This window comes from Arsenophonus endosymbiont of Crataerina pallida, from assembly GCF_964020125.1.
Taxonomy (GTDB): domain Bacteria; phylum Pseudomonadota; class Gammaproteobacteria; order Enterobacterales; family Enterobacteriaceae; genus Arsenophonus; species Arsenophonus nilaparvatae.
Window position 1 is genome coordinate 2736813 of the sequence record NZ_OZ026540.1, and the last position, 17517, is coordinate 2754329.

Consider the following 17517-nt stretch of genomic DNA (forward strand, 5'->3'; position numbering starts at 1 on the left):
CCTAATTCTGACTGAAATCTCGGTTCAAATTCATCCTCTTTTTTAATTCCAAAATAACCTTAACCATTCGTTTCATTACGGAGAAATATTTTTATGTCTAAATTAGTCGTTATCGAAAATACCGTTGTCCGTCAAGATGCTTTCGGGCGCTATTGCCTGAATGATCTGCATAAAGCTGCTGGTGATCTTAAAAAAGACAGTCCTGCATATTGGCTTGCTAATAAACAAACTCAAGAATTAATTGAACAATTTTTGAACGAGGACGGAATTCCGGTATCAGTCATTCGAGGAGGCGTAGAGCAAGGAACATACGTTGCTAAAGAACTAGTTTACGCGTACGCCATGTGGATTAGTGCTGCTTTCCATCTCAAAGTTATTCGCACGTTCGATGAAGTTATTGCTACACCTACACAACCGCTAACCGATAAAGTTAAGGCTGGATTAGCAATGCTGGCATTCTACAAACAAGAATTGCGTATTGCCCCTTCTGGGCTACTTGGCGCAATGAAAAAACTGCAATCTTCCCTTGGGATGCCGGATATACTACCTGCTTACGCTGTTGATGCACCAGAAGGCAGCTTGACAATGTCAAGCGAAGTGACACATTCTTTTACGGAACTTTTACTACTGCATGGCAAGCCCTATAGCCCTCAATCTGGCTTCAAACGGTTACAACTTCTGGGGATTGTTGAACGTAAAGCACGTCCAAGTAGCAAACATCCTGACAAGGAAAAATTATTCTGGTCATTGACAGAGAAAGGATTGCAGTTTGGTAAAAATCTGACTGACCCAAATAACCCACGTCAAACGCAACCTCACTTCTACGATAACCAGTTTCCCAGATTGTTAGGTGTCATGATGAATGGAATTGCAGCAGCATAATAAAACATTGACGAAAGAAGAAATCATGCGCTATAGTTTATCTGCATCTGAAAAATCAGATGTCGAGATTGACCTCTCGCCAGATACAACCGCGACATGTACACGCCGCAAGCGTGTTTTTTAATGTCGTAATCTAGCCTTAATTCAATGGTGGGCTGGATGGGGGAGCTGAAAGGCTCGCCGATTGGTTGTATTCGGTAAGGTCAACCTCGTTCAGTTCACCACCCAAGATTGACCTCAACGGTGGTGATAAGCATAAATACAACCACTATTGGAGGTCTTATGACCAAATTAATAGTTAATCCTTTTGCATTCGAAAATCATCAAGTCCGTATAGTAATCAAAAATAATGAGCCGTGGTTTGTTGCTCAAGATATATGTAATGTACTGAAAATCGTTAACAGCCGAGACGCTTTAAGTAAGTTAGATAACGATGAAAAGGATGTAGGTTTAACCGACACCCTCGGCGGACAGCAAAGTATGAACATAATATCAGAATCAGGCATGTGTACTTTAGTACTACGTTGCCGTGATGCAGTCAAACAAGGAACGCTCCCTCATCGTTTTCGCAAATGGGTTACAAATGAAGTTCTCCCATCTATCCGTAAAACAGGCAAATATGAGCACCCTCAATACCAACCAGAAGCTCACGAAAAGTTCACCACTAAAGACACTCAGAATCTCGCCCGTATCATTGCCCTCATGACGCAAAATTTTCGTTTCAAAGATGCATGGAATAATGCTATCTGGTATGCATTAAGGGAAGTCACCGGCATTCCTTCACCTTATCCTATGGAAGTCCGGCTAGTCCCTTCTATCGCTACAGAATGTGAGCGTATCTGGCAGGTAACGGAAGCGCTTCAAGATAAAATAGCCGACGCAGAAAAAACAGCCATTAAACGAATTATTCGCAAACGTGAAAATGCAGATAAAGTTATTGCTGAGATAGAAACTTTGTTATTTCAAGCTGCACAGGATAACCAGCTAATGCTAAATGGTGCCCTTTCAAACTGGCATAAAGCGGAATTGACCCATTTTCTCCAACGCTGCTAATATGATGCCCCTATGATGGGGCTATTCTTTTGAGGCTTGTTGCTGATTCCAGATTGAATCAACTGGCATCTCTACCCTCACATCTAGCCATGTTGAGGGTGGAATATCAACTCGTTCACCGTCAGCATAATAAACTGGTTTGCCATCAATAATTTCTTTAATTCTAACGTTCTGAAAATCTTCTGGTAAATGCGAGTGCTGTCTGTGAAATGTCTGAATTTCAATGCTGCCTTCGGCTAAAACTTTATCTTTAACGTAAATAAGTTCTAATCCGTTAATATCTTTAGGTATTGATACGCCACCATTTATGCCCCATGCACCGTCTGCGTTATAGCCCAGGATGCCAGAAATTAAATATTTTCCTGTATCGAGTCGTTGAACCGTTGCGCCTTCTGACTCCTCATTCGTTTCAAAATTTCCATTAGCGTAAATTTTTATGATGGGCGATGCTTTTTTGAAAAAACCATTTGAATCTGCTCTCATTTTTGGAATGTCTGACAATAAAGCTATTGTCCCATTTTTTTGTGGAAGCAGTATCGTTGTTTTAGTTCCTACATCATGAATCTGAGTTCTTTTTGAGCTTCTGACGTAAGCAAACTCAGCTCCGCTAGAGCCATTTGTGCCGCCAAGATTGAAGATTGTATCTCCAGTAGCTGATTCAACGTTTAGTCTGCCAGATTTCAACGTTTCAGTTGAATCTTTTTTCGCAAAAGCATCTACCAATGCTTTCTGACTCATTACTTTGTCAGTAGCGCTACCGACTTCCTGAGCTACATTGTTTTTATCAAATTTATCTGCTACTGATTCACTTATCTCTTCAACAATATTCGCATCTGCTTTACCTCTAAGTGATTCTTTTACCTCTTCAACACTATTGGTATCTGCTTTGCCTTCGACTAATTCCTGTAATGCCTTAATCGACTCTAACTTAACAGTTTTACCACTGGGTAGCGTAAGCTCAACGACACCATTATCCCCCATCCAGGTATCCATGTTTTGCAAAAAATAGAGGATGTAAGTGTTAGCAGCGACAAGCGCTCTTGCCGCATCAGAATTATTATTGAGTTCAGTGAGATTAATGGTGTAAGTTGTGTCGGTAGCTGAGAATGTAGCTTCTTCAGAAAGTACTAATTCCGTGTCACTGTTAACGGCTTTAATCATGTAAGGATAATTTATATCCCCGTTTTTAACTAGCATTAACATGCCGGGTGATACTAATGGATTATTGCTATTCCATTTCGTGCCAGCGCCTTTGACAATAGTTGAACCTAACACGGTTGTAATTGTGCCTGTGTTGTATATCATAATTTTTCTCTAGAAATAAAGATCGAAGTCAATAACGTATGAGGGAGTGCTATAAGTGATATCATCAATGGCTGATGTATCCACAAATACCCACTCCAAATTTCTGCCAGGCTGAATTGTTATTTTATTTCCTTGAAAACGATAACCGCCCGCTTTGCAATATGTCCAATTTTGATAAATGCGATCTATCATTTCTGCACATTCATTTGCTTGTAACATCGGCCTGGCAAATGGGGCTGTTACACCCTGTTGAGTCAGGGTGATATTAGCACCTACCAGAAAAGGTAAATAATTAGCAACTGTCTTGAACGTTAAAATTATGGAGAAACGTGATGGTACGACTCATTCCATTCTTCGTTCTTTCTGAGCATCGCGTTCAGGATAGTCAGCAGCTTGCGCATACAGGCGACCAGCGCCACTTTTTTGGCTTTTCCCGCTGCAAGCAGACGCATGTAAAAGGCTTTTATCACCGGATTAAAGCGAGTTGCTACAAGCGCGGCCATATAAAGTGCTGTTCGGACTCCGTCCCTTCCGCCAAATATGGTTCGCCGACCACGCATGGTACCCGAGTCCCGGTTTATGGGGGCAACGCCTACAAGCGCGCTAATAGCTCGCCTCGAGAGGCTGCCCAGTTCGGGAAGCTCCGCCAACAACGCAGCAACTGTCATGGTACCAACCCCTTTAATGCTGCTCAGCCTAGCGGCCAGATCCTTAAAGTGGTTCCTTATGTGGTTGTTCATATCCTCATCGATTCTGGCAAGTTCATCTTCCAGCGCCTTGATGATGATGTTGATGCTTTTTCTATTCTGTGGATGTGCGGTATACAGCCTATTACGTTCTGCCACCAACATTGTAATCAACTGGCGTCTGCGTACGACCATCGCAGCAAGAACCTGACGTTCTGCATTTGGCAGAGTCCGGATAAAGAGCTCTCGCTCCGGATGTCGATTAATAACCTCTGCCATTTGTGCAAGCACTTTGGCATCAATACGGTCAGTTTTTGCCAGATAGCCCATAGCGCGGGCAAAGTCTCGGGATTGTCTGGGATTAATCACAGTGACGTCAAAGCCTTCAGCCTGGAGCGAGCAGGCCACAGTAGCTTCAAGCCCGCCAGTTGCCTCCATCAGAACCAACACCACCGAATGCTTTCTCAATTCGGCGATAATGGCATCAAAACCGTCAGAGTCATTACTGACCGTAAACTGTGCAATATCACAGCTGGCTGCTATGTCCAGCGTTGCTTTAGAAACATCAATACCCACACAAAGTGGATTTGGCTGACTCATGATTACCCATCCTTGCAAATGCGTTATGGAGTACGGACAACTGTTCGGGTTTCAGATGAGTGGCTCAGTGTATGCGCCGGTCGCTAATTAACGGGCTTAAAACCCTAGGAGGAATCGGGCTGCATGCACCTTGCCAAATCTAATCGTAACTATTTTAAACCGTTTTCAAGATACAAGGCAGCATAAGCTCAAGATGCATATCATTGGCCAGCATAGCATGTCCGCTTTCGCTATGCTGACTATCGACAACCCAGCCATTACTCCCGACATATGTATGCTCCGAAGGTAATAAGGGAGCGCGGTCACTGCTTTGTCCCCACCATACAGGTGGTGTGGCGTCCGGCGCGACAGGTGGTGCAGGTGGAGTACCGGTTAATGGGGTATCCCATTCGCTCGTATCTGGCATAAGAAACGCCAGTTGTTCTGTCTGGGTGTGTCTGGCAAACCAGCCACGCGCATAAAGACGCGGAGCCTGATTTTACTGAAGCGCGGATGACAACGCATACAAAACGAGTAAGGTATCTTCATCCCTCCAGTCAGCGGGAGTTGTCAGTAATGCAAGATATTCAAAATGGCGGCCCGCTAATGAAGCTAGCCCGGCGTTAACTCCCCGACTGTATTGAGTGAGAATTTTCTTTTCTGAGACAGGGAGTGTGGTCAGAGTGTCGCGTGCTTATGTGCGAAATTGCCATAGCCGGTTTTGCTGGTCCGTTTTTAGCGCAAGAACCCCTAACAATTCAGCCAGTTCACCTGCGGCCAGACGACGCATTAAATCCATTTGTGGAAATCGATCCTGTGCGTGAATAAAACCTAGAGCGTAGCTGACATCTTCCCGGGTTTTACCGGTAATACCTGGTATACCGAGCTCTGCATCCCGGGTGATAGTGACCTTACCGTTTAGCAGTGGTTGTTTCAGTATACCATCCAGATTGGGTAAACTAGGCTTACATAGTGCCTGTAGCCAGGCGGGCATATCTGATTTATTATCAGAAAGGAATTCAGCTCCTGAGATAAGACCACTCAGAATTTCGGTACTAATGAGTTCTTTAATCATGTGTTCAAAATACATTCCCGGACCAAGTCCTTATTCGTACCCCTAAATAACACCTTGTCCTTTCAGTATTTTCCTGTTGTTGATTAAGGTAATTTATCTTTCCGGTATATATATTTTCAGTTTGTTTATCTTCCTCTATATTGCTTATCAAAAATTACATTTTGAATTTTTATTAAATTACAGGGCATTAACCATATGTGCGAAAATGTAGGGAATAAGTTTGATATCATGGCAAAAAAGAGAAGAAACTAACACAGTCATCAGTAGTAAAATATCTGATATTGAGTTTAGCTATCTTTTACTTTTGGCAAATGAATAGCCTGATTTTGTTTTATTTAATGTGAAGATTGTTCGAACTAAATTAAATGAAACAAAATTTTTTGTGATAGAGGAGGTATATATCCTGGAGGGAAAAGAATGAAACTCTCAATTAATAAAGATATTGATATTTGCTTAAACATTCTGATGCTTTCATATATGAAACATGGTAATGATTTTTGGGTTATAAAAGATAAAGAATCAAGGTTTGTTTATGCTAATAAGGCTACCATTCATTATAGTAATTTCTCTAAAGGTCTTTATATATAAGCTCTTTTAATAGTCAATGCTCCGTATCTGATTAGAATTTGAAGCTGTTATACAAGTAAACGATAAAAACGTAATGCAAAATCAAAAAACAATTCAAGTTTTCCATATTATTTTTTTAGATTATTTATTTGTTTAAAATATTATAAAAGCCGATTAATCGCCTTTTTACTGATATAAAGATAAAAAACTTTTCATTTTTCATTGAAGAAATTTATTCAACAGTAAACAATTAGGCATATTGTCGCCCTTAAATTGGAAAAAATTTTTAACAGATATTACTTATTATTTTTCTAGATTGGCCTAACTCAATCGCTTTTTTCACTGCTAACTTATACACTACATGCAAAATAAATATTTTGTTTTAATTTTATGATATATAAATTATTTATTTAAAATAACTTAATTTTTATCTCTGATGAATAGATTCTAAATAGAATCAAATTGATCAGTTTGTTGCCGAAAAACGCACCGATGGTGAACCTAATTCCACCTCTAATCGTACTGTTATTGCCATGGAGATGTTAAAAATTGGTTGTCTTGTTATGCAGAAAAGAAGGGATAATAAAGACAATGTAGAGCCGAAAATTACATTAGACGATAAGTTAGCGCTTATTGCTAAATCGGTTTTAAAAATCGAGTTTATGGAAAATCTTTTGTTTTATGCAACCAAGAAGGATCAAGAAAAAGCGGCGCAATATATGTCAGATGAAAATTACCAAAAGTTCCTGAAAGAGATGGTATATAAACTTAGTTATTTTTTTGAAAAAAAATAAAACTACGGATTTTACTATATTAGGAAAAGTTGATAGGGATCGTAGAAACGCATAAATTGAATTCAGTATACTTGATAAATTCTATTCACAGTAGCCACCTTTTATCAAGCGATAGCATAAAGGAATATTGTTTGTTTTTATAGTGCAGGTTTTGAATGATAAATGCATATCTCCTTACAAAAAATAAGGTAAATAGCAAAGACTTTTTATCAACTTCAATTTAAAATCAACTCAGTTTATTTTGGAGTATGGTAAAATTATAAATCGCAGACGTAGTACCCAGGAAACCACTTCGGTTCTTGCCGTTTCCTATCTAAATTGCCCGGCAAAGACCTATAAAAACGACCATGGTCAACGTTGTTTAGGCCGTAGTGTTTTTGAGCATTGCCTGATTGTGGGTAAAGTGGCTCGTGCTTTAATCAACAGATTCCCTCCCGCTTTACAACAGAGTTTGTTCCCACCGGGTAGTGCGCTATTGGCGGCAGTTCATGATATAGGTAAAGTTAGCCCCACTTTTTTTTTAAAGTTATTACGCTCAATTGTAGATAACAATTCTACCTGGTTGTCTGATTTGGCTGAATTTGCTGGCCTTGATGAAAGGTGTTGGGGTGGTCATGCCGGAGTCAGTAAAATAGCGTTACAGGCTATCTGCAATAACCCTGTTATCGGCAAAATTGCCGGGCAGCATCATGGTATTAATCCTAATACTGACGGATATCAGGAGGATTCAGAGGTATTAGGTGGTAAGACATGGCAAGAGCAACGGCATCAATTAGTGTTGGCACTTCAGTCGGCGTTAAATGAAACGTTTCCGCAGATCCGCGATCATCAGCGGGTAGTACTGGCAGGGTTAACCACTGTAGCGGATTGGATCGGCTCTGGCAGTTTTTTTGAAAATCCTTCAGAGCCATGGCAGCCATGTATTGACAGAGCGTTAGACAATGCCGGGTTTATCACGCCTACATTACGTAATGGATTAGCTTTTGGTGATATTTTTCAAAACCATCAAGGCACACCTTATCAACCAAACCAGACCCAGCTTACCTTGTATCAAAATTGCTCAGGTAAAGGTATTTATATCCTGGAAGCACCGATGGGGTTAGGTAAGACAGAAGCGGCACTTTATGCCGCTTACCAGGTGCTAGAACGAGGAGAAGCATGCGGAATTTATTTTGCCTTACCCACGCAACTGGCCTCCAACAAAATTTATGACCGTTTTAGACACTTTTTAGAAACTATTCTCACTGAAGACAGTCCTCATCGTCAGTCACTGTTGTTACATGGTAATGCTTGGCTCAGTGATCAAGAGTTGGGTGAGGAGGGGCGACCTGGCCATAGTTGGTTTCACAGTAGTAAACGCGGTTTACTGGCGCCATTCGCAGTAGGCACACTTGATCAGGCGCTAATGGCGGCAATGAATGTGCGGCATGGTTTTGTGCGCGCCTTTGGTTTGGCTGGTAAGGTGGTGATCCTGGATGAAGTACATAGCTATGATGTCTATACCAGTACGATCCTTAATGCGTTGATTACCCAGCTACGAAGTCTAGATTGTACCGTGATCATTCTCAGTGCAACTCTGACTAGTTCCCGGCGTACAGAGTTAATTGGGCAATCTACTGCTACCGAGGCGTATCCTCTGATCACCGCTTGGCCGGGGAGCAGCACGCAACCATTGCAAGAATACCCCGTGGCGATCAGCCAACAGCAGCAAGTCAATATTGAGATTATGCCAATGGCGCATCAGTCAGTTCTGGAAGAGGTATTAGCGCGGGCTGAATTGGGTGAGCAGGTGCTATGGATTGAGAATACCGTTGCTGAAGCGCAAGAGCGTTATTTTGAATTTGCCGCGCGTACCCAGGAGTTAGGCATTGCCTGTGGTTTACTGCATTCGCGTTTCACCTACATGCATCGACAAAATAATGAACAACATTGGGTGCACCACTATGGAAAAAGTGGTTGGGATGAGCGAATTAAGCATGGCCGTATTCTGATCGGTACTCAAGTATTAGAACAGTCATTGGATATTGATGCTGACTTGTTGGTTATTCGTTTTGCCCCTAGCGATATGTTGCTCCAGCGATTATGGCGACATCAAGCGACACCGCGTCCAGCCGGAGCACGTTGGCAAGCCTGGATTCTCGCTCCAGAATGTCAAGCTGCAGAAGCAAACCCGCTATAGCGAACAGGAAACGGCACAACTGCTGTTACTTCGACAGTTTTCTTATAATCCCGAGAGCAAAACAACCTGTTTATGTTTTTTGGATGGTAGCATTATGCAATTGCCTTGCCAGCAACACCACTTATCAAAATCTCAATGGCGACAATTAGCCGCAAAAATGATGCAACATATCGTCACTTGCCCTCGTCGTCAGTTGCCTCGCACACCCTCGAGAGACTGGTGCCAAAAGATGGGATTAGGCAATGTTCTCTATCTTGGCAGTAAGGAGTGGGATGAGGTTGGAGTCGCTGTAGCGCTAGTTAGCCAAACTGATGAACTTAAAGCGGTCGATGGCGGAGCCCTCCTCAGTAGCCAATACAGCTATGTCTATCGGGACGACATTGGATTACGCATAAATAAAATCACGGAGTGAAGCCTTGGAAAATCGTTTTAACCTTATTGATGAAGCATGGCTGCCGGTTGCCGATGTTGGCAGGGTCAGTCTGCGCGATATTTTTACGCACCCGGAATATCGGGCATTGGGGGGGCAATCCTGTTCAGAAAATAGCTATTCTGAAGTTATTACAAGCAATTGCTCAGGCTGCGGCAACGCCAGAGGATGAAACGCAGTGGCAGCAGTTGGGCTGGCAAAAGATGGCTGCCCAGGTTTGTGATTATCTGGATCAATGGCATGACCGTTTTTATCTTTATGGCCCGAGTCCCTTTTTGCAGATGCCTACAATTGCTAAAGCAGCCCTTAAATCCTTTGGGGTGACGCTACCTGATGTCGCCACTGGCAACACCACTATTCTCACTCAATCACAGTCAGAAAAAATATTAGATGATGCCGATAAGGCATTGTTACTATTGGTGCAGATGGGTTTTGCGCTGGCTGGCAAAAAAACCGATAACAAGGTGGTATTAAGTGAGGGATATCGAGGAAAAACCAAAGAGAATGGCAAAGGTGTGAGTAGTAAACCTGGGCCCGCCGTTGCCCATATGGGATTACTTCACAATTTCTGTTTTGGTACTTCGTTACTCAAAACCATCAGGTTAAATCTATTTACTCAAGTTGAGATTGCAGGGTTAACTATTTACCCTAATGGCCTCGGTACGGCACCATGGCAGCAGATGCCACAAGGTGAAGATTGTGCCATTGCGAAACAATTGAAAGGCTCATTGATGGGGAGACTGATACCCCTTTGTCGCTTTTGTCTGCTTGTTGATGAAGGACTGCATTACTCGGATGGTATTGTTCACGCCAGTCATAAAGAAGGCATGTTTGATCCCTCTATTGCCATCGATTTCAGTGGTAAAGAGGTCAAAGTACGTTGGGCCAACCCTGAAAAGCGGCCTTGGCGTGAGCTGACGGGTTTGCTCAATTTTATTGGTCAGCAAGAGTCTCCTTTTGACTGTGTTCAATTACGGCTCACTATAAGTAAAGCCCTGCGCCAAAGGGAAGACGTTGCTATTTGGTCGGGAGGATTGCGAGTCAGTAGTAATGCTGGAGAACAGTATGTCTCTGGTTTTGATGATATGGTGGAATCCCTTTGTTGGCTTGATCCAGGTGTTTTAGGACAAATATGGTTTGAACAATTGAAAATAGAGATGAGTGAGTTGGATAAAGTGGCCAAAATGCTGTACGGCTGTGTAATGAGTTACTGCAAAGAATTGTCAATCGATGGCGGTAATTATGCGAAGAGAGCGACGCATCTCTTTTGGCAACTCTGTGAACGACAAGCTCAACAACTTCTTGATAACTGTGATAAGCCGGATATCCGTTATCAACTGCGGCGTCAATTTGCTAGCTATAGCGAACAGGTGTTTGACCAGATTTGCCCCCATCAGACTGCGCGCCAATTGGATGCCTGGGCAAAAGCGAAACCCTATTTAGCAATCTATTTAAAACAGGATAAGGCATGAAAACACAAAATCCTAATCGCAGTAGCGCCTTTGTTAATTACCTATTCCAGCATTGTCAACAGGATAAGGGCTTTGCCGCCCGTATGCGTAGGGGAGATAATCCCGCTACGGAATACCAGTGCTGGGAAACGCTCGCAGCCTTCGGTGTGAAGCTTGAATATGCTAACAATCGGCTACCTTTTGCCTTGATTGCTGCAGCAGTGGCGCGCAGTGAGCAAACAGTGAATGGAGAACTAAAGATCGGTCAAGCGATTGCTTGCGCCTTTAAAGAAGGTAATCAGAGTGAGCAAGCTAAGGCACGTCTGCGGCGCTTGCTGGCTTGTGAGGATACTGAAGAGACTTGTCGTATTTTGCGCCCTCTACTTAGTTTGATCCAAAGTCGTGTCAAGCAATCGTTAGATTATGCGGCACTGTTAGAAGATTTATGCTGGTTTCATGAGAATTCAAATAGTAAAAAAGCGCGTTGGGCACAGCAATTCTACCACAATCCTGACGAAAAAAATCAGGGGGAAGCATGACAAGCTATGTGAGTGTACTGCGCCTGGATAGAGCTGCAATTAAAGCATTGAAAATTACTGATCTCTACTCTTTACATCGGGTAGTATATGGGTTGTTTGAAGATGTTCGCAGCTCAGAAGCCAAACAAAGCAGCGTATCAAGTGGTATTCAATGGGTGGATAAAGGGGGCGATCATAAATATCGCCAATTATTGATATTATCGGATCGCTTACCGCAGAGCATCAATCATGCCATTATTGAAACCAAACTATACCACCGAATTTTCTATTACATCAACATTACCGTTTTACTATCACTGTGTCGCCTACTCGCCGTAGTAATCAGAGCAGAAAAATATTGCCAATTAAAGGACGAGAAGCTGTCGCTGCTTGGTTTATTGAGCGTGCGGCCAAAAATTGGGGTTTTAGCGTTGACCCGATTCATTTACAAGTCGCAGCTATTAATGTGCAGCAATTTCAGGATAAGGCTCAGCGTCTAATTACGCTGCAACAAGCCACTTTGAGCGGCAACCTGTCCGTTATCGATCAGGATTGTTTTCATGCCAGTTTTAGCAAAGAGTTGGGGCGAGGCCGCAGTTTCGGCTGTGGGCTATTGCAGATCGTTCCCGTTATCGACCCTCTATTATTTTAGCCAAAAGGAATCAGCACCATGCAATCATTGAAAAATATTCGTATTGAATACCACATTCTGCAATCTTTCCCGGTTCCTGTTTGAATCGCGATGATGTCGGTGCGCCAAAAACGGCGGTAGTCGGAGGGGTGACGCGCGCCAGGGTTAGTTCCCAATGTTGGAAGCGCCAGATTCGTTTAGCACTACAAGATTTTGGTATCAAACTGGGAATGCGAACCAAAAAAGTGGCAGAGCTATTAATGTCAGAATGTGTGGCAATCGGAGCCAGTGCCGAGCAGGCGGCGAGTTGTAGCGATAAAATAGCGAAAGTACTGGCAGATGATACTTTGCTGTTTATTAGTGCAACAGAAGCGTCCGCCTTTGCTGAGTATGCTAAAAATTTGCATTTTGATGCAGATAAAATCAATGAAAAAGAATTAGCTAAAGTCGCTAAAAAAACTCTCACTCCAGCAATCGATGCGTTAGATATTGCGCTGTTTGGCCGCATGGTTGCCAAAGCTGCTGATATGAATATTGAGGCTGCTGCCAGTTTTAGCCACGCCATTTCGACACATAAAGTGGCTAATGAAGTTGAGTTCTTCACAGCCCTTGATGATAGGCAAACTGAACCTGGCTCAGCGCATATGGGGAGCTTAGAATTCAATTCGGCCACTTATTATCGTTATATCAGTTTGGATTTGGGACAATTAGCACAAACTCTAGGTGGAGCGGATATGACAGCAGATAGCGAACAAATTAAGCAAGCAATTGATGCATTCACTAAAGCGTTATTTGTTGCGGTGCCCTCTGCTCGTCAAACCACCCAATCAGCTGCCAGCCCCTGGGAATTTGCCAAAGTATTGGTACGCCGAGGGCAACGTTTGCAGGTGCCTTTTGAAACGCCAGTTAAAGCTAACCACGCTGGTTTTTTGGCACCCAGTATTAATGAGTTAAAACGTTATTTGACCAACAAAGAAGCGCTTGCCGGTAGCTTGTTTGGTAAGTTGGGTGACTACGAATGGGGCGAAGACGAAACATTTAATATTGATGATTTGATCGTGAAATTACACAGCCATGTGGAGTAAGTTATGAGCCATCCTTATCTATTGCTTTGGCTTGAAGGGCCGTTGCAGAGTTGGGGGCATGATTCCCGTTTTGGCAGACGAGATAGTTTACCTTTTCCGACCAAATCAGGAGTAATGGGGATTATCTGTGCTGCCCTAGGCGCGGCTGGCCCTCAGGAGCCATTGCTGGATATGCAGGTGCTTGGTTTTTCCAGACAGGATAAAAATGGCACCGTCGCGTTGCGCGAACCTTTGTTGTGTGATTTTCATATGGTAGGTAGTGGCTATGATGATAAAGATCCTTGGCAGAGTTTGCTGATCCCAAAAAAGAGCGATGGTAAGAAAGCGGTAGGGGGCGGGACAAAAATTACCTACCGCTATTACTTGCAGGATCGCGCTTTTGCTGGCGGTGCCAGCAGATTTGTTAGCAACCTTAGTCGAAGCTTTACAATATCCAACGTGGGATCTGGCATTGGGGCGCAAAAACTGTGTGCCAACCGAATTTATCTTTCAAGGACAATTTTCCAATTTATTGGATGCTGAACAAGCGGCAGAGAAAATGGCCAGTGAAAAACAACGGCTACGTGATCTCAAGCTAGTATCAGGGGTAGCCGATGGTGGTGAAGTATTAACGCTTAATGATATCCCCGTAGCCTTCGGTGAGCAAAAGCGCTACCGCGATCGGCAAGTGACCCTCTTTAGTGAGGGCTAGCAAGTGGTTGCAAGTAAACGTTTATTTGTAAAAATAACCAGAGAGTCTTTACCCTATGTTAAGGATAAATATCCTTTTATCTACCTAGAACGGGGGCGTTTGGAGGTTGATGACAGTAGCTTAAAATGGTTGGATGCGGAAGGCAACATAGTACGTTTGCCCGTGGCAATGCTCAATACCATCCTGCTAGGGCCAGGTACAACGTTGACGCATGAAGCAGTTAAGACAGCGGCTGCAGCCAACTGTGGTATTTGCTGGGTTGGCGAAGATAGTTTGTTATTTTATGCCGCAGGCTTTCAACCCACGGCGAACAGCCGCAATATGCGTCAGCAAGCGATGATTTCGTGTAATAAAAAAGCCGCATTGGAAGTGGCTCGGCGCATGTTCGCTTACCGTTTTCCCGATGCTGATTTAAAAGGCAAATCGCTTAAAGAAATGATGGGGATGGAGGGTGCCAGAGTGAGGGCGCTTTATCAGCAAAAAGCGCAGCAATATGGTGTGGGCTGGAAAGGAAGGCAATTTGTCCCAGGAAAGATGGAGTTAAGCGACACCGTCAATCAAATACTAACCTCTACCAATGCAGCCTTATATGGTATTTTGTGCTCTGCCGTCCATGCGATAGGCTATTCTCCGCATTTGGGTTTTATCCATTCTGGTAGCCCCTTACCTTTTATCTATGATTTAGCCGATCTCTATAAGGAAACTCTTTGTATTGATTTGGCATTTGCACTGACTAGAGAGATGGAGGGGCGTTACAATAAAGAGTTGGTATCTACCAGATTTAGAGAACGGGTTATTGATATGGATCTGTTGGCTAAGATCGGCAAAGACATTCCGGTGTTATTGGGAGATATCAATGCTGATTGTACTAGCAAATGATTTACCGCCTGCGGTACGTGGTAGAATGAAACTCTGGTTTATCGAACCCAAACCGAATGTGTTTGTTTCAGGGCTGAAAGACTCCGTAGCCAATTTTGTCGTGGATTATCTCTATCAACATTGTTCTCCAGCTGCAGGGGTAGTAATTTTTAAGAGTATCAAACAGGCTCCTGGCTATGAGATCCGCACGATTGGCTCACCAACTAAAAATTTAATCGAGTTGTCTGGACTTCAATTAATTATTGAAAAAACACATTCTAGTGAATAGCCGTAACTACAACATATAGATTTAATGCCTTGTTCTTTTACAATATATTGGGTCTTCCCCACGTTCGTGGGGGTGCTTCCTATCAGAGATCTCTTCATCAAAAAGATTGCTGTCTTCCCCACGTTCGTGGGGGTGCTTCCAGCAAAGTAAACCACAAAGCGCCAATGAAATTGTCTTCCCCACGTTCGTGGGGGTGCTTCTCAGTCGGCGTTTGCTCTTGCATGCGGAACGACGTCTTCCCCACGCCAGTGGGCGTGTTTCCGACTCAAACGATTTGGATATAAAAGCGATATGGTCTTCCCTATGTTAGTGGGGGGTGTTTCTTTATCGACAGAAAATCTATTATGAAATTCACTGGATTAACAGAGCCTGAATTAAGAAACCTATTTAAAGATTAAAGATCTATCACAAAGGAATTATGGTGATATTTTTATCTAATATTGGGCGACTGATATTAATTAGATTGCTATGTAAAATGTTAAACAAATCTTATTAATAGAAATTCACAGGTTGAACAAAAATTGAATTGAATGCTTATTCAAAAGATAGGGCGCGAGAAATTAAGCCTACATGCGACAAAACACCCCTTGTTCATCGAAAAAGCTATTTTTGTAAATCAATTCCGATTAGTATGACAATAAATTACATTAACAGTGATGTGGTAGAAATGGTTTTTGGTAAACTTCTTTGCAAGAAATTTCCCCTTACCGTTAGTCAAGGGGAAAAATTCATTTTACCAAAAGCGATACTGAGCAGGGATTTTTAGCTAACAATGTCTATCAGTCTAAGTCAGAGATCTCAAAATCATTAAGGAATTTTAATAAAATAATATCATCATCACTTACAATAGGAAAAAATTTAATGCCTAAAACTTTTTTTTCGAATACAGAAAAAAATAATTACATCAAGCAGCATCTGGATAAACAATTAGCGAAATATGACAAGGTAAACTACGTCTACGCTGTGATGAATAAAAAAAACACAGATGACATGATGATGATTAGTGATTTATCTGATGATCTTGTTAATAACTATCTTAATAAAAAAACTCAAGACATTGATCCGGTCATTATTAAGGCATTAAATCAGGTTTCGCCTTTTTCTTGGGATGAAAATATTAAAATCAATTCGATATGGCCAGTTAAAAAAGTCTTTGAACCAATCAAAACACTTAATATTATCGGGCATGCTTTTGTTTTGCATGATCACCTAAATAACTTAGTGATACTATCTCTCTATATAGATAAATTTTTAATAAAGGATATTAATTTTTTTATTAATAGTAATAAAGATGAGCTTCAAGGACTTTTGATTCATACCCACGAAATGTTAATTTCACTATATAAGAATGAAAATACAACCGAAAAGATTATATTTTCACCCCGTGAATCAGAAGTACTATACTGGTGCAGTATTGGAAAAACCTATTCAGAAATAGGCACCATACTTAATATAAGTACTTATACTGTAAAATTTCATATTGGAAATGTTGTAAAAAAGCTTGGAGTTATTAATGCCAAACATGCCATCAGCTTAAGTGTAAAACTTAATCTTATTTCTCGTCCACCTGAGGATAACGCATAATCGGATATAATTTAGGGAAACCATCAATACTTATCGGCGAACCAGCATCAATATACCCCCATCGTCTAATTAAGGTTCGTGTACTAAACCTTGTGCATTCAGCGTAACAGGGTAAGTTTTCTTTATCGAGAATAGTATTCAATTCGCTGAATAAATCATCAACTAAGCTTTTACCTCTGAACGAAGGTTTTACCGCAAGAAGAGATATATAGTAATGACGAAAGGCATGTGGATGATATTGCTCAAGTCCGTCTATAAACGCTACGGCTTTCGAATAGTCTGCTCCACACACTTTGCGTAACTGGTTATCAATTTGAGTGAGTTCTTCTTTTGGCATTGGCATAGATTCAGGCCGGAAATAGACCAAAGCGCCAGCATCATTTTCTGTAAGAAGTATGCCGCCATATCTGCTTGCAAGGTTAACGTATATACGAAAAAAATTCCGTAATACATCAATAAGACTATCACGGTCACGACCTGGAAATATAAGCTTGTGTACCGGTTCTTCAGAAAAGGCCGTCGCTAGAATATCATTGACGTTTTCTAAATCAGTATTTTTTGCGTGTCTACATTTCATTATTGTTCCTCATCATTAAAATATAATAAAAAGCAATCTTATCTTATTATTTTTTAAATAATAATGAGATTAAAAAAGAACAATAATGAAAGTAAAAAAGGAAAAATTATTTTAAATAAAATAGAAATGTTAATATATCATAATAGATGATAAGATAATTCAGTTGAGTTAAATATATTTAACTTAAATCAATGTGCATATATCAATAAAAACTATTTTGGCGTTGGGGAATAATTTTTCTATTAATTTATTTTATGTTTAATTTTTTATTTTCTTTTTGATT

At 41.6% G+C, this 17517-nt stretch carries 18 protein-coding genes and 3 pseudogenes; 15 read left to right on the forward strand and 6 right to left on the reverse strand.

Annotated elements, in window-relative coordinates; all coding sequences use genetic code 11:
• The first annotated feature begins 93 nt into the window (after positions 1-93).
• From AACL31_RS14670 to AACL31_RS14680, 3 genes are all read left to right on the forward strand, one after another.
• On the forward strand, positions 94-882 hold the full coding sequence (locus AACL31_RS14670; protein ID WP_339053224.1) for a KilA-N domain-containing protein: 789 nt from the start codon (positions 94-96) through the stop codon (positions 880-882).
• The gene (locus AACL31_RS14675) at positions 863-1006 is read left to right on the forward strand and encodes a hypothetical protein (RefSeq protein ID WP_310513139.1); all 144 of its coding nucleotides are present in this window, start codon (positions 863-865) and stop codon (positions 1004-1006) included. Before AACL31_RS14670 ends, AACL31_RS14675 begins: the two co-directional genes overlap by 20 nt.
• A gap of 158 nt (positions 1007-1164) precedes the next feature.
• A complete protein-coding gene (locus tag AACL31_RS14680) occupies positions 1165-1935 on the forward strand; it encodes a BRO-N domain-containing protein (protein WP_310513140.1) in 771 nt (256 codons plus the stop codon).
• A 21-nt stretch (positions 1936-1956) separates the two neighbouring features.
• Here AACL31_RS14680 and AACL31_RS14685 read toward each other — a convergent pair whose 3' ends face one another.
• The 4 genes and pseudogenes from AACL31_RS14685 to AACL31_RS14700 all read right to left on the reverse strand — a co-directional run bounded on the left by AACL31_RS14685 (position 1957) and on the right by AACL31_RS14700 (position 5595).
• Complete coding sequence (locus AACL31_RS14685) at positions 1957-3240, reverse strand: hypothetical protein (RefSeq protein ID WP_339053306.1); 1284 nt, start codon at positions 3238-3240, stop codon at positions 1957-1959.
• A 9-nt stretch (positions 3241-3249) separates the two neighbouring features.
• Positions 3250-3459, reverse strand: a complete 210-nt coding sequence (locus AACL31_RS14690) for a hypothetical protein (RefSeq protein WP_310513142.1) — start codon at positions 3457-3459, stop codon at positions 3250-3252.
• Positions 3460-3557: 98 nt separating this feature from the next.
• A complete protein-coding gene (locus AACL31_RS14695; protein ID WP_339053307.1) occupies positions 3558-4526 on the reverse strand; it encodes an IS110 family transposase in 969 nt (322 codons plus the stop codon).
• 154 nt (positions 4527-4680) lie between these two features.
• A pseudogene (locus AACL31_RS14700) lies at positions 4681-5595 on the reverse strand (penicillin acylase family protein).
• 402 nt (positions 5596-5997) lie between these two features.
• Here AACL31_RS14700 and AACL31_RS14705 point away from each other — a divergent pair.
• From AACL31_RS14705 to cas2e, 11 genes and pseudogenes are all read left to right on the forward strand, one after another.
• Complete coding sequence (locus AACL31_RS14705; protein ID WP_310513379.1) at positions 5998-6168, forward strand: hypothetical protein; 171 nt, start codon at positions 5998-6000, stop codon at positions 6166-6168.
• A gap of 518 nt (positions 6169-6686) precedes the next feature.
• A complete protein-coding gene (locus AACL31_RS14710) occupies positions 6687-6941 on the forward strand; it encodes a hypothetical protein (RefSeq protein WP_310512517.1) in 255 nt (84 codons plus the stop codon).
• A 241-nt stretch (positions 6942-7182) separates the two neighbouring features.
• On the forward strand, positions 7183-9120 hold the full coding sequence (cas3, locus tag AACL31_RS14715) for a CRISPR-associated helicase Cas3' (RefSeq protein WP_310512518.1): 1938 nt from the start codon (positions 7183-7185) through the stop codon (positions 9118-9120).
• A gap of 94 nt (positions 9121-9214) precedes the next feature.
• Complete coding sequence (locus AACL31_RS14720) at positions 9215-9532, forward strand: hypothetical protein (protein ID WP_310512519.1); 318 nt, start codon at positions 9215-9217, stop codon at positions 9530-9532.
• Entirely contained in the window at positions 9529-11022 is a 1494-nt protein-coding gene (casA, locus tag AACL31_RS14725) for a type I-E CRISPR-associated protein Cse1/CasA (protein ID WP_310512520.1), read from the forward strand. Before AACL31_RS14720 ends, casA begins: the two co-directional genes overlap by 4 nt.
• Positions 11019-11540 carry a type I-E CRISPR-associated protein Cse2/CasB gene (casB, locus tag AACL31_RS14730; protein ID WP_310512521.1) on the forward strand — a complete coding sequence of 174 codons (522 nt, stop codon included), beginning with the start codon at positions 11019-11021 and terminating at the stop codon, positions 11538-11540. Before casA ends, casB begins: the two co-directional genes overlap by 4 nt.
• Positions 11537-12171: pseudogene (gene cas6e, locus AACL31_RS14735) on the forward strand (type I-E CRISPR-associated protein Cas6/Cse3/CasE). Before casB ends, cas6e begins: the two are co-directional and overlap by 4 nt.
• Positions 12172-12251: 80 nt before the next feature.
• Positions 12252-13235 carry a type I-E CRISPR-associated protein Cas7/Cse4/CasC gene (cas7e, locus tag AACL31_RS14740; protein ID WP_310512522.1) on the forward strand — a complete coding sequence of 328 codons (984 nt, stop codon included), beginning with the start codon at positions 12252-12254 and terminating at the stop codon, positions 13233-13235.
• Between the two features lie 3 nt (positions 13236-13238).
• A pseudogene (gene cas5e / locus AACL31_RS14745) lies at positions 13239-13926 on the forward strand (type I-E CRISPR-associated protein Cas5/CasD).
• 3 nt (positions 13927-13929) lie between these two features.
• Positions 13930-14805 carry a type I-E CRISPR-associated endonuclease Cas1e gene (gene cas1e, locus AACL31_RS14750; protein ID WP_310512523.1) on the forward strand — a complete coding sequence of 292 codons (876 nt, stop codon included), beginning with the start codon at positions 13930-13932 and terminating at the stop codon, positions 14803-14805.
• Positions 14783-15073, forward strand: coding sequence for a type I-E CRISPR-associated endoribonuclease Cas2e (gene cas2e, locus AACL31_RS14755; RefSeq protein WP_310512524.1), 291 nt, complete (start codon positions 14783-14785; stop codon positions 15071-15073). Before cas1e ends, cas2e begins: the two co-directional genes overlap by 23 nt.
• A gap of 21 nt (positions 15074-15094) precedes the next feature.
• Here the strand turns inward: cas2e and AACL31_RS21100 are convergent, their stop codons facing one another.
• Positions 15095-15256, reverse strand: coding sequence for a hypothetical protein (locus AACL31_RS21100; protein ID WP_422389255.1), 162 nt, complete (start codon positions 15254-15256; stop codon positions 15095-15097).
• Between the two features lie 678 nt (positions 15257-15934).
• Here AACL31_RS21100 and AACL31_RS14760 point away from each other — a divergent pair.
• Entirely contained in the window at positions 15935-16657 is a 723-nt protein-coding gene (locus AACL31_RS14760; RefSeq protein ID WP_310512525.1) for a helix-turn-helix transcriptional regulator, read from the forward strand.
• Here AACL31_RS14760 and AACL31_RS14765 read toward each other — a convergent pair.
• A complete protein-coding gene (locus AACL31_RS14765; protein ID WP_310512526.1) occupies positions 16626-17234 on the reverse strand; it encodes a hypothetical protein in 609 nt (202 codons plus the stop codon). The genes AACL31_RS14760 and AACL31_RS14765 overlap by 32 nt on opposite strands.
• Positions 17235-17517 lie beyond the last annotated feature (283 nt).

Excerpts from the sequence above, each read along its gene's own strand:
- AACL31_RS14680 (WP_310513140.1), top strand. The coding sequence starts at position 1,165 with ATGACCAAATTAATAGTTAATCCTTTTGCATTCGAAAATCATCAAGTC.
- casB (WP_310512521.1), top strand. The coding sequence starts at position 11,019 with ATGAAAACACAAAATCCTAATCGCAGTAGCGCCTTTGTTAATTACCTA.
- cas2e (WP_310512524.1), top strand. The coding sequence starts at position 14,783 with ATGCTGATTGTACTAGCAAATGATTTACCGCCTGCGGTACGTGGTAGA.
- AACL31_RS14675 (WP_310513139.1), top strand. The coding sequence starts at position 863 with ATGGAATTGCAGCAGCATAATAAAACATTGACGAAAGAAGAAATCATG.
- AACL31_RS14690 (WP_310513142.1), bottom strand. The coding sequence starts at position 3,459 with ATGTTACAAGCAAATGAATGTGCAGAAATGATAGATCGCATTTATCAA.
- AACL31_RS14685 (WP_339053306.1), bottom strand. The coding sequence starts at position 3,240 with ATGATATACAACACAGGCACAATTACAACCGTGTTAGGTTCAACTATT.
- AACL31_RS14670 (WP_339053224.1), top strand. The coding sequence starts at position 94 with ATGTCTAAATTAGTCGTTATCGAAAATACCGTTGTCCGTCAAGATGCT.
- AACL31_RS14695 (WP_339053307.1), bottom strand. The coding sequence starts at position 4,526 with ATGAGTCAGCCAAATCCACTTTGTGTGGGTATTGATGTTTCTAAAGCA.
- AACL31_RS14705 (WP_310513379.1), top strand. The coding sequence starts at position 5,998 with ATGAAACTCTCAATTAATAAAGATATTGATATTTGCTTAAACATTCTG.
- AACL31_RS14710 (WP_310512517.1), top strand. The coding sequence starts at position 6,687 with ATGTTAAAAATTGGTTGTCTTGTTATGCAGAAAAGAAGGGATAATAAA.
- AACL31_RS14760 (WP_310512525.1), top strand. The coding sequence starts at position 15,935 with ATGCCTAAAACTTTTTTTTCGAATACAGAAAAAAATAATTACATCAAG.
- AACL31_RS14720 (WP_310512519.1), top strand. The coding sequence starts at position 9,215 with ATGCAATTGCCTTGCCAGCAACACCACTTATCAAAATCTCAATGGCGA.
- AACL31_RS14765 (WP_310512526.1), bottom strand. The coding sequence starts at position 17,234 with ATGAAATGTAGACACGCAAAAAATACTGATTTAGAAAACGTCAATGAT.